The 12376-nt window shown below is 46.0% G+C and carries 9 protein-coding genes and 1 pseudogene; 7 read left to right on the forward strand and 3 right to left on the reverse strand.

Annotated elements, in window-relative coordinates; genetic code table 11:
* Positions 1 to 39 precede the first annotated feature (39 nt).
* The 7 genes from ADIS_RS03505 to ADIS_RS03535 all read left to right on the forward strand — a co-directional run bounded on the left by ADIS_RS03505 (position 40) and on the right by ADIS_RS03535 (position 8531).
* Positions 40 to 621: an RNA polymerase sigma-70 factor gene (locus ADIS_RS03505; RefSeq protein WP_010852941.1), complete on the forward strand. Its 582-nt coding sequence runs from the start codon at positions 40 to 42 to the stop codon at positions 619 to 621.
* Complete coding sequence (locus ADIS_RS03510) at positions 618 to 1589, forward strand: FecR family protein (protein ID WP_010852942.1); 972 nt, start codon at positions 618 to 620, stop codon at positions 1587 to 1589. The genes ADIS_RS03505 and ADIS_RS03510 overlap by 4 nt, the downstream gene beginning before the upstream one ends.
* Complete coding sequence (locus tag ADIS_RS03515; RefSeq protein ID WP_155907092.1) at positions 1576 to 3285, forward strand: peptidase associated/transthyretin-like domain-containing protein; 1710 nt, start codon at positions 1576 to 1578, stop codon at positions 3283 to 3285. Before ADIS_RS03510 ends, ADIS_RS03515 begins: the two co-directional genes overlap by 14 nt.
* Positions 3286 to 3357: 72 nt before the next feature.
* A complete protein-coding gene (locus ADIS_RS03520) occupies positions 3358 to 3723 on the forward strand; it encodes a DUF2200 domain-containing protein (protein WP_010852944.1) in 366 nt (121 codons plus the stop codon).
* Positions 3724 to 4281: 558 nt separating this feature from the next.
* The gene (locus ADIS_RS23330) at positions 4282 to 4725 is read left to right on the forward strand and encodes an NYN domain-containing protein (RefSeq protein ID WP_394330307.1); all 444 of its coding nucleotides are present in this window, start codon (positions 4282 to 4284) and stop codon (positions 4723 to 4725) included.
* Positions 4726 to 4904: 179 nt separating this feature from the next.
* Positions 4905 to 6146, forward strand: a complete 1242-nt coding sequence (locus tag ADIS_RS03530; protein ID WP_010852946.1) for a hypothetical protein — start codon at positions 4905 to 4907, stop codon at positions 6144 to 6146.
* Positions 6147 to 6179: 33 nt separating this feature from the next.
* Entirely contained in the window at positions 6180 to 8531 is a 2352-nt protein-coding gene (locus ADIS_RS03535) for a TonB-dependent receptor (protein WP_010852947.1), read from the forward strand.
* Positions 8532 to 8914: 383 nt separating this feature from the next.
* On the opposite strand, the gene ADIS_RS03540 is transcribed toward ADIS_RS03535, so the two are convergent.
* The 3 genes and pseudogenes from ADIS_RS03540 to ADIS_RS03550 all read right to left on the reverse strand — a co-directional run bounded on the left by ADIS_RS03540 (position 8915) and on the right by ADIS_RS03550 (position 12191).
* Positions 8915 to 9100 carry a hypothetical protein gene (locus tag ADIS_RS03540; RefSeq protein ID WP_010852949.1) on the reverse strand — a complete coding sequence of 62 codons (186 nt, stop codon included), beginning with the start codon at positions 9098 to 9100 and terminating at the stop codon, positions 8915 to 8917.
* Positions 9101 to 9201: 101 nt separating this feature from the next.
* Positions 9202 to 11530 (reverse strand): annotated as a pseudogene (gene hsdR, locus ADIS_RS03545) (EcoAI/FtnUII family type I restriction enzme subunit R).
* A gap of 82 nt (positions 11531 to 11612) precedes the next feature.
* On the reverse strand, positions 11613 to 12191 hold the full coding sequence (locus ADIS_RS03550; RefSeq protein WP_010852952.1) for a four helix bundle suffix domain-containing protein: 579 nt from the start codon (positions 12189 to 12191) through the stop codon (positions 11613 to 11615).
* Positions 12192 to 12376: the final 185 nt, after the last annotated feature.

The raw sequence follows: 12376 nt of genomic DNA on the forward strand, positions 1-12376 counted from the left end.
ACCAAAATCTTATCTTGTGGGGGAAAATACCAAAATCTCATGCAGGCTCTAGATCAGCAGGTTTTCACTGACATTCTTCAAGGTAATGAAGCTGCGTTTGAGAAACTCTTCAAAACCCATTATTCCCCGCTCTGCCGGTTTGCGTATCATTATCTGTCCGACAAAGATGTCGCGGAAGAAGTTGTCCAATCGACTTTTATTGGATTTTGGGAAAAAAAGGAACGCATTCAAATAGATGCTTCGTTAAAATCCTACCTCTACCGCTCGGTACGCAATGCCTGTCTCAATGAACTCAAAAGGCTCAAGGTTAGGCAGGTTCACGCCGAGGCTGTGCTGGTTGAAGGGGAGGGGCATTCACTCGCTGCAGATCATGAGGTTATAAAAGATGAACTGGAAACCAAAATACAGGAGGCTATTCAGCGCCTCCCTGAACAATGCCGCTTGATCTTCCGCATGAGTCGGATGGAGGAACTCAAGTACCAGGAAATTGCAGATGCCTTGCAGATTTCCATCAAAACAGTGGAAAACCAGATGGGAAAAGCCCTAAAATTGATGCGTTTAAGGTTGAAAGACTACCTACCTTTGATAACCATCCTATTTGCTCACCTGTTGAAACCATGAGCCAAGAACCAGAACATATCGAAGTATTGATCGGAAAGTTCCTGGTCGGAGAAGCCTCAGCAGAGGAAACGAGGGAATTGGAGGAATGGACTGCCGCATCCCCCGAAAACCAAAAATGCATCGAGGATGCCCGGTGGGTATTTGAAAACGCCCAATTGTCCGATGGCCCAGCGTTCGACGCCGACTTGGCTTGGGAAAAGGTATCAGGAGATGTGAAACCCCACAAAAAAACCATTCCGTTGTTCCCACTGTTCTGGAAATTTGCGGCGGGACTGGTACTGCTATTGAGTCTTTCATACTTGTTTTATATGCAAATGCCCAAGCGGCAGGAGTTTCTATTTCAGAGCGAAAATGAGGTGCTGACAGAAATATTGCCCGACCTGACGGAGGTCTCCCTTAACCAACAATCCGAAATCCGGGTGGACTATCATCCCGGTAAAAAAACCGGCACCATCCACCTTACCGGGGAAGCCTTGATCAGCATACCGGAAGACAAGAAAGTCACTTGGACCGTGCAGGCTGCCGGCGTATTGATCGAAGACATCGGTACGGTGTTCCACGTGCAGGCCTACCCAGACCAACCCTTGGTGGAGGTGAGCGTCAAGGAGGGCATCGTCCGTTTTTATGCTGAAAACCGAGAGGGGATCATCCTGGAATCAGGGGAACAGGGAACCTACGATCCAGCTACTAAGGCATTCAGTAAGACTATCGCAGATGCCAATGTAGCAGCTTTCAAGACCAGAGTGCTTGATTTTCAAGAGGAGGAACTACAGCAGGTGGCCAAAAGACTGGAGTCCGTCTATGGCAAGCGAATTGTTTTGGATGGGGAGATAGCTTCCTGTAGACTCACGGTTTTCTTTGTCAACGAAACATTGGAAGCGGTACTTTTGATCATTGCCGAAACCTTGGGGATTGAGGTATTAGATGAAGGAAATTTGATCCGGCTTAGGGGAGATGGATGCCAGTAAAAGGACGGAGATGACCCCTCGGCAGGGGATTCTGCGCATGGTCGGGCTGATTATGTTGATCGGTACCCTGTCTCCATTACGGGCTCAGGAGCTGCCTATTTTGGAAAAAAAGGTAAGTATTTCTGCTGACGATGAATCTCTGGAAAACTTCTTGAAGCGCTTGTCCCAAACGGTAGGTTGCATTTTTTCCTACAGTTCATCGGTGATCGATGTGAAGAGAACCTTCAGTGGCACCTTTGTCGAACAGCCTATGAGGGCAATCTTGGAGGAGGCATTTTCTGGAGGGGTAGAAGCCAAACAAAAAGGGGTCTATGTCATCCTCAGCCCCAGACAACAGTCTAAAAACGAATTGGTGGTAAGTGGCTATGTGGTGGATGAAACCACCGGAAAACCGATCAGAGATGCCACTGTATATGATCCAATCACATTGAAATCCTCCATTACGGACGAATTTGGCTTTTTTCAACTGGCAATAAAGAATCCCAACATGGATAGTGTCCGCTTGGTGGTCAACAAGAAGAACTATGGAGATACCCTACTGGTCAATGAGCAGCTGAATCCCTTCCAAAAAATTCTCTTGAAAACCAGTGAGGTAGATCTAGAAGGAGTGGGCAAAAGTCTGGCAAAGCCCATGAAAGATGCCTGGCAATGGACCAAACAATCCGTAGGATCCACCAACCTGGAAAATGTGAGCGATACCATCTACCGGAAATTTCAGGTGTCTCTTCTCCCTTTTATAGGAACAAACCGCAAGTTATCCGGCAATGTGGTGAACGACTATTCATTCAATGTTTGGGGAGGTTTTTCTGCGGGCACCAACAAAGTGGAACTGGGTGGCTGGTTCAATGCCAACAAAGGAGACGTGAAATACCTGCAAATGGCGGGGCTTTTTAACTTGGTAGGTGGGGTCATGCAAGGCGTTCAGATGGCTGGCATTACCAATGTGGTATTGGAAGATACCCATGGGGTTCAGGGTGGCGGTGTGGGCAACGTCACCTTTGGAAGCCTTCAAGGAGTACAATTGGGCGGAGTAGTGAATCTAGCTATCATGGAAGGTAAAGGAGCACAATTGGCAGGTATAGCGAATTATGCGCACTCCGATCTCAGCGGCATACAGGTAGCCGGGATACTGAACGTAGGCAACAGGATCAATGGTTCCCAAATCGGACTGTTCAATTATGCGGATAGCATCAGCGGTGTATCCATAGGTCTGCTGAGTATAGTCAGAAGAGGTTACCGACAGGTCGAGGTAGGTGCAGATGAAGTATTGCCCTTGAATTTTGCTTTTAGAACAGGTACGCGGAAATTTTACAACATCCTCACCGCAGGATTCAGACCGGATTTTACAGACTCGGTGACGTGGGCATTCGGGTATGGGGTTGGTACCGCACCCCGGTTGGGCAAGAAGTTGTTCATGAACATCGAAGTAAACAGCTCGCAGATGAACCTAGCCAATGTAGCTGCCCTCAACTTGATCAATACGGTGTATGTAGGGCTTGAGTACCCATTTGGTAAAAACCTAGGCGTGTACCTTGGGCCAAGTCTCAATTGGCGGATTTATGATACCCGATTCCAGCATCATCCCGACTTATTTACTTATGTGCAGCCGAGGATTCAGACAGAGAACAGCTTTCCGGTGGGCAATGTTGCCAGCCAATTGTGGTTTGGGGGTAGGGCAGGCTTGCGGTTTTTCTGAAATGCAGCATTTTTAGGTTCTGGACAGGAATCGGTATATTGGCAGTAGAAATCTGTAATCCAAGCCCAAACCATGAAAGCTACACCCGAACACGATGAAAGAATGGCAAAAATGACTTTTGCCACCGTTTACCCCCACTATGTCTCCAAAGTGGAGCGCAAAGGCAGGACAAAAGAAGAGTTGCATCAGGTCATCGAATGGCTGACGGGATTTGACGAGGCGAAGGTGAAAGAGCTCATTGACCTGCAAGTCACCTTTAAACAGTTTTTTGAGCGGGCCAATCTGCACCCGAATGCAGAGCTGATCAAAGGGATGATCTGCGGCTACCGAATAGAGGAACTCGAAAACCCACTCACCCAAAAAGTAAGGTATTTGGATAAGTTGGTGGATGAGTTGGCAAAGGGTCGAAAGATGGAAAAGATTTTGAGGGAGGGGTAGTTTTTTGGATCTGTATAACTTGGGTTGAGAACGATAGGTTATGAATTGGACATTGTTGCCTGGTTGTCAGACTTCTCTGGGCTGCCAAGGAAGGTAAATTTCTTTAAAATTACTGCTTGTTACACTAGATCAATGGTTGGTGTCCCTTTGTGGTCTATGGCCAAATGAACAATCAGTCGATTTTGAAGAATTCTCAAATGGAAACACCATTTATTTGTGTTTTTGGACAAAAATTTATAATTTTGCTACTTATAACGCTCTTGGCAACGTATTCTCAATTCTTCATTAAAATAAAGAGAATGCCGACCCTAGGGCTTTTTTTATAAAATGAAAAGAAGAACAGCGATTTTAGTTGATGGAGGTTTCTTTCTTAAACGGTATCGCTCCATAAACAAAGTTAAGAATCTTGACTCTGAAAGGACGGCAAAAGATCTTTGGGAAATGTGCTTAAAACATCTGTCCCAAGCTAAGGCAGAGACTTACGACTTGTATAGGATTTTTTAATATGATTGTCTGCCATATGAGAAAAAACAACATAACCCAATCACTGGTAAGTCTATTGATTTTTCTAAGACTGATCAATATAAATTTCAATATGCATTTTTTGAAGAATTAAAAAAGAAGAGAAAGATTGCCCTACGCCTTGGGGTTTTAGAAGATCGGAAAAGGTGGATTATCAAACCATCCAAAACCAAGGAACTACTTTCAAAGCAAATTACAATAGACGACCTAACAGAAGATGACGTGCAATTCGACTTTAACCAAAAGATGGTAGATATCAAAATAGGATTAGATATTGCATCTATAACCCTAAAAGGTCAGGTAGATCAAATCATTTTAATTTCTGGTGATAGCGATTTCGTTCCGGCTGCAAAATTGGCACGTAGGGAAGGCATTGATTTTCTATTAGACCCAATGTGGAATCCTATAAAACCTCATCTTTTCGAACATATAGACGGCATATTCTCAAAGATAAAGCGGCCCAAAAATCACAATGGCTAACAGGTAGTTCCTATCAAAACATCGTCAGACCAATGTCGGGGATAAGTTGTCCTTCCATCATATTTACCAATATCCCCCAATTTCTATTTCAATAAATCCAAAGTTTTTTAAAATAATTCCCTCCCACATAGGGGTCGCTTTCCGATTACTTGTCATGATATGGAAACAAAGCCAATATCATGAACACATTCAACAAAATTTTCTGTTTATCAGCATGGCTGATCTTTTGTCCTATGGCATCTGAAGCAGCTAGTTCTTCACAAATCGCTTTCCAAGAAATCCCAGCTTCGGTGGATGAAGGGGACTCTACTGCCAGAGTACCTGACGCCAAAAAAGCATCCAAGACTTGGTGGGAAGCCTTCCAACCGGAAATTGGGGACACCATTCATGTCCCTGTTCAGATTTCCCTTGTTCCCTTTATGGGAACCAATGGTATGCAATCCGGTCAGGCTATTAATGATGTCTCCATCAACATCCTAGGAGGGTACTCTGCTGGAACCAGGGGTGTTGAATTGGGTGGTTTTTTCAACATCAACCGGGGCAACATGACCGGAGTGCAGTTGGCCGGAACGTTCAATCAGGTAGGAGGCCAGGTAGACGGCATACAATTGGCCGGCGTATTCAATTCCAACCTCAGCAACGTAAAAGGTGTGCAACTGGCCGGTACCGCCAATTTCTCCACGGGATCTGTGGACGGAGTTCAGCTTGCCGGAGTGATGAACTTCACCCCCAAAAGTGTCAAAGGCGTGCAGGTAGCCGGTGCGCTCAATTTCACCGCAAATGAGATGGAGGGAACCCAGATTTCAGGTTTGGCCAATTTCGCCGCGAAGCGTATTAAGGGAAGCCAGATTTCTCCCATCAACTATGCTTCAAAGGTGCAGGGCTTTCAGCTTGGGGTCTTCAACTATGCAGACAGCATGAGCGGCGTCCCCGTGGGGCTGATCAGCTTTGTCCGTGGCGGTTACCATACCGTAGAACTGAGCTACAACGAGGTGCTGCCCTTGAATATCGCCCTCCGAACCGGGAAGCGGGAATTTTACAACATCCTTTTTGCGGGCATGCGGCCGGAAATCAGCGAGGATGTCACCTGGGCTTTTGGCTACGGTGTGGGAACCTCGCCCAGATTGGGGACCAGGTTGCATGTGAATATCGAAGCCAGTTCTGAGCAATTGAACCGTGGCAATGTGGAGGCATTGAACCTGGTCAACCGGCTATTTATTGGAATTGATTTTCAGGCCGCCAATAAGGTGGGGGTATTTGCAGGACCTACGTTGAACTACCGGATATATGATGCCGGATACACCGGACACCCGACCCTGTTTACTGCTTTTACACCTCAAATACACCGGGAAAGGACCCATGTGGAAGACCTGGCCAGCCAGCTTTGGTGGGGATTTAAAGCCGGAGTCCGCTTTTTCTGACCAGTACAATATACCCTTTCGCACGTCTGAATTATGAAAATGATACCATCGATCAGCACGTTGATCTTACTCGCCTTGTTGGGTACTTTCCACGCTTCGGCCCAGACTTTGACCCAGACCGTTAGGGGAAAAGTAACCGACCACATCACCAAATCCCCCATACCGGGGGCCACCGTCATGGTTTTGGGTTCTGATCCGTTGATTGGTGCCGTCACTGATGAATCTGGAGATTTTAAGATCACACAGGTGCCTGTAGGCGCGTACACCTTGCGCATTGGCTTTGTAGGCTACAGGGATGCCATTCTCTCCCAGATTCAAGTCAATTCCGGTAAGGAAACCGTGCTGACCATTGTCTTGGAGGAGGAATTTAACCAAATGGACGAAGTGGTGGTGTCCGCTACCGAAAAAGACCGGACCATCAACGACATGGTCACGGTCAGTGGGAGGACCTTTTCGGTGGAGGAAACCCGGAAATATGCCGCAGCCATCAATGACCCCGGACGGATGGCTACTTCCTTTGCAGGTGTGGTCGGTTCTGATGACGGGAACAACAATATTTCCATCCGGGGAAACAACCCCAGCGCCCTGCTGTGGAGAATGGAAGGAATAGATATCCCCAACCCCAACCACTTTGCCGCCGCAGCTGCGGCAGGAGGAGGGGTGGCCATCCTCAGTGCCCAACTGCTGGACAATTCCGACTTTATCACCGGGGCTTTCCCGGCAGAGTATGGCAACGCCCTATCTGGGGTGTTTGACCTTAATCTGAGAAAGGGCAACAATGAAAAGCGGGAGTTTACCGTACAGGCCAGCTTATTGGGTACCGACATCGCTGTAGAGGGACCCTTTTCAAAAAATTACAGGGGCTCTTACCTGATCAACTATCGGTACTCTACCTTGTCCATGTTGGCGAGTTTGGGTGTACCGCTAGGGGATTTTGTGACCAATTTTCAGGATCTGTCCTTCAACTTTTTCCTGCCCACGGGAACGAAAAGCACGATTACGGTTTTTGGGTTTGGCGGGTTGAGTGATCAGAACAGGAATGCACTTCAGGATTCCCTGACCTGGCAGACGGAATTTGACCGGATGAGTTCCACCTTCTTTTCCAACACCGGAGCAGTGGGCATCAAACATGCCTATATCCTGAACAAATCGAATTTTCTCCAGACCACTGTTTTAGCCTCAGGAAGCAGCATGGGGGATAAATACGGCATACTCAACCGGGAATACCAAGATGAAGAGCGGTTGTATTCGGATTTTGGCCAGTCGAAGATCACCTTCAGCTCGGTCCTCAATACCAAGATTTCTCCAAAATACAGCCTCAGGAGCGGTGTTTTTCTCAACCAGTTGCACTATAACGTATACGAACGGGGGTTTGAGGAAAACACCGGACAGATGCAGACCCACATCGATGAAAAAGGGTATACGCAAAGTGTGCAGGCCTTTTCCCAGCTCAACGTCCGTGCCAGCCAACGCCTCACGTTGAATATGGGGCTGCACTACCTACAGCTGATGCTGAACAATTCCACCGCTTTGGAACCGAGGTTTTCGGCTTCCTTTGCCTTGGATGAAAAACAAAGGATCAACCTGGGTTATGGCCTACACAGTCAGGTGCAGCCTCTGGGAACCTATTTTGCCCAGAAAGAGGAAGAAGGGACCATTACTTTCCCCAACAAAAACTTGGGACTGAGCAGGTCCCACCATGTGGTGTTGGGCTATGACCGCTCGCTCAACCCCTACCTGAGGATGAAGGTGGAGACCTATTACCAACACTTGTTTGACATTCCGGTCATGCCGGGCACCCATCAGACATATTCAATCCTCAACCAGGAATGGTCCCTGATGACCGATCCTTTGGTCAATAGGGGTTTTGGAAAAAACTACGGAACGGAATTTACCTTGGAGCAGTTTACCCACCGTAGCCTCTATTTCCTTTTATCCGCTTCGCTATACAGTTCCCAGTACAAGACAGAAGAAAATATATGGAGAAACACCCGCTTAAACGGCAGGGCCAACCTGGCCTTGACAGCGGGGAAGGAGTATCACTGGCGAAAGAACCGCACTTTTGGCATCAACCTGAGGACCATCTATGGCGGCGGCTTCTGGAATACCCCCATTGATCTGGATGCATCCATTGCCCAGGGAGGGACAGTTTTAGTGGAATCGATGGCCTATACCGAGCAGAATCCGGCCTATTTCAGGACCGATATCCGGGTAAGCCTGAAAAGGAACCGTCCCAAGTCCACACAGACCGTGGCCTTGGATGTACAAAATACCACCAATCGGAAAAATGTGTACAGCAAGTATTTCGAACCGATGGAAGGCAGCATCAATACGATTTATCTGGTTCCTTTGATTCCTGTGCTGAGTTATCGGGTGGAGTTTTGATCCAAACCCTGAAGATGCTGGGATGTTTAGGAGTCTCCGCTCACGGCGAAAGGATCACGTAACCCTTACCAAAGTATATATTGGCCCGTCGGATGCCCACATATCCAATTTCATAATCCCGTCAACTAGGGAAAACCGAAAGCGTCTTGAGCCAACTCTTAATATATATTCATAAAAGACATCGGATATCGTCGTCATCCCCGGCCACGAGCACTACCTCACATTCCCTGGCGGGATCCTCCTGGTCACTAAACGCTATAAAGTGGAGTTTCGCCGATACAGAAATTAAATACAAAATAGTCTCCCCGGCCAATTCCATGATAGATTTGAGCAGGTATAGAAAACAAGGAGGGAGAGATAGGTGTGCACATCACTCTCTTCTTTTATTCCTCCATTTTCTCCATCAGAATAGCCCGGGTAACAAAAGAGATCGATCCCACTACCAGTACCACTACCCATATTGCAGTTGGAATGCTAATCGCTTCAGAAAAAACGGATGCGGTAAGCCCAATGCATACTACTAGGCAAACTGACAAAACAATTTCATTGGCTTTTCTTAGACGAGTCATAGTTTTTCCTTTTAGGCATTTACGCCATCATGATGTCCACTACAAAATAACATACAGTCCCTGAAAAAAATTTTCATTGAGGAAAAAATGTTGACCGGTAATTATGCTACCTTTTGACTATAAAGGTGTTCCTGAAATTCTATAAACAACCTGCTGATATTTGCCACGTCTCCCAAAACTTCTTTTGCGTCTTCCAAAGATTGATATTTGCTGGTCAACAGGATGGGTAGTTTCTCCTGATCTAGTTCCTCCACACCTGTTTCAATGTATTTGTCCAACACAAAGGAGATAAATTCCCTTTGATTGTCATTGAGCAAAGCGAAGATGGTGGCTTCCGCTGCTTTGGCTCTTGCTTCCCGGGTCATGGCAATATAGTCCCCATTGAAAACGTATTCCAGTACATCATACAGGTCGCTATTTTCCATATCCACCAACTTTTGTAAAGTCAGCAAATCATCTTTCGGAAAACCTGCTGTGTCCAAATTTTCCAACAAGGTCTTTCTGGTCATTGGATTACTCCAAAGTTTCCGTAGTTCTTCTTCGTCTTTGAAAAGCTTGGGCAATTCCCCAAAAAGGTTATTCAAAAATTCTTCTGCCGATATGGGTTTGCCGTCTGCACTCCAAAAAGAAGTCGAAACCATGTGTTTGATTTCTCTTTCTTTTCCGTTTCGAAGCTTAACTTTAATCTTCTTCTTTATAAGTTTTGGTTCTTCAGGGTCTGCAACCACGGGCGGTTCACTTGGCCCGGCTGCTGGATAAGGTTTGGGTTCTTTGGCTTCAGGCTCTAAGGGTTCCCCATCCCATTCAGGATCGCTGAAATGCTTGTAAGCATCCACAAAGTCATAAATAGTAAAAAACTCTTTGCCCTCAAACATGCGGGTACCACGACCAACGATCTGCTTAAACTCGATCATGGAATTGACAGGACGCAGCAGGACAATGTTACGGATGTTCCGTGCATCAACCCCTGTGGATAGTTTTTGCGAAGTAGTCAGAATGGTTGGAATGGTTTTTTCATTGTCTTGAAATTCCCGCAACAGTCTTTCCCCTTCTTCCCCGTCATTGGCGGTAACCCGAACACAATAAAATGGATCTTTACTTTTGGCATATTGGTTGACCAAATCACGAAGCAGCGCTGCATGCGCTTGATTCGCACCAAAAATGATCGCCTTTTCCTTTTGGTTGGCATCCTCCAAAAAGACATTTACCCGCTTGGCTTCCCGCTCTACAATCTCGATGGTCCGATTGAAGTCTTTTTCTTCATAGAGTTTGCCTTCTTCAATTTCACCCTCCACTACGGTATCATCTGAAGTGTAGCGGTAATCATCCAAGGTAGTTTTGATGCGCTTAACTTTGAATGGTGTTAAGAAACCGTCATTGATACCTTCCTTCAGGGAATAGATGTAAACAGGCTCGCCAAAGTATTTGTAGGTATCCACATTATCAGCTCGCTTGGGTGTAGCGGTTAACCCCAACTGCAGTGCCGGACTGAAATACTCCAAAATGCCCCGCCAGTTGCTTTCGTCATTTGCTCCGCCACGGTGGCACTCGTCAATGATGATGAAATCAAAGAAATCCGAGGGGTACTGCCCGAAGTTGAGCTTTGGTTTACCTTCTGCATCGCTTCCCGACATGAACGACTGGAAAATGGTGAAAAAGATGCTACCATTCGTTGGGACCCGTCCTGTACGTGTAACTTCATTTGGCCTGATTCTTTTCAGAGCATCCTCAGGAAAGGAAGAGAACGAATTGTATGCCTGATCAGCCAATACATTTCGATCCGCTAGAAAAAGAATCCGAGGCCGGCGGCTACCGTCCCGCTGAAGGGTCCACCGGGTTTGAAACAATTTCCAGGCAATCTGAAAAGCGATGGCCGTTTTACCTGTTCCTGTGGCAAGGGTCAACAAAATTCTGTCTTTGCCTTGCGCAATGGCTTCAACCGTTCTCTGAACAGCTATTTCCTGATATTATCTTAACTGCCAAGTGCCACTTTTATCTTCAAAAGGAACATTTGCGAACTTCTCCCGCCATTCGTTTTGTTGGGAAAAAGTCTTTTCCCAAAATTCTTCAGGGCTTAAAAAAATCGGTCACCAAACCTTCTTCCCCTGTTTTCATACAGATCTGGTATATCGCTTCTCCGTTACTGCTGTAGGTGGTTTGTAATTTTAGTTTCTCCGCATATTTCTTGGCCTGCATGACACCTTCGCCTACTTCCAGTGCTGCACTTTTGGCTTCCACCACAGCCAACTTGATCCCTTTGTAAACCAGCATATAATCGGCAATTTCCCTTTTTCCCCTGCCACCGCCTGTTTGGATTTTACCTGCCGTAATGTTGTATTCACGAAGGACTTTAGAGCCTTCCACCACGCCCCAACCACAAGCCTTTAGCTTTGGGTCTATGAGTTCTGCTCTGGTTTCTGCTTCGTTCATTGGTTCTTTTTTGCTTTGTTTCGTGGGACATGTGCGACCTTGTGGGACACTGTCGCCCGAGTCACCAAGGTTCCACAAATAGTTATTTCTTTTTATTCCTCTGATCTATTCTCGCTTTGGTCATTCTTTCTCTTAATCCTCCTTCTTTGATAAAAGCTGCTTCCAATTGTTTTATCTGCTGCTTAAGCAGATAAGTACAAATCTTTATCAAAGTAATCATTGTATTGGCACAGATTTCCGGGCTTTCGTGCTCAATAGCTTTTTGGAAAGTTTCGTAGGAGGGGTTAGGTACGCTTTTGTTGAGTTCTCTTAAGCGAGCAACCAAGCGATGGTCTTTATCCCATAGCGGCAACTTCTTGGTTCTCAAAAAATCCTCATAATCTAACTGCAGTTCTTCCAAACTGGCACGAGCTACGTTGGTTAGCTTGATTTCTGCTTCTTTAGATGTAGCCGAAGCCATGCTACCTTCTGCAATATTTTGCTTACCACTTCGGGCAGCTTGCACCATTTGACCAATAGTACGGTCATACCTGTGAAAAAAGCGATTGGTAAAATACACTGTACCATCATAAATGACTTCCGCTTTCTGATAACTGAACAGATTGCGGTAACCTCCATGGGAGGGGATAAAGCCTTCAGTATTATTATCTTGATCGCTCATTTTTTACGTTGACTTTCCTGATTGCATTTTCGATTAAAGGATTCTCTTCATATAAATTCCCAATTTATAAATCATGGTTTCACCTTTTTTCCTACGATTCAAGGGCATGGGCAATACAGTACAAGATATATCCCTTCTATTTAGGGTCTGCTTAAAAACTCACACATTCAATATAGCTAAACCTG

The organism is Lunatimonas lonarensis (genome assembly GCF_000390185.1).
In the GTDB taxonomy this organism is placed as follows: domain Bacteria; phylum Bacteroidota; class Bacteroidia; order Cytophagales; family Cyclobacteriaceae; genus Lunatimonas; species Lunatimonas lonarensis.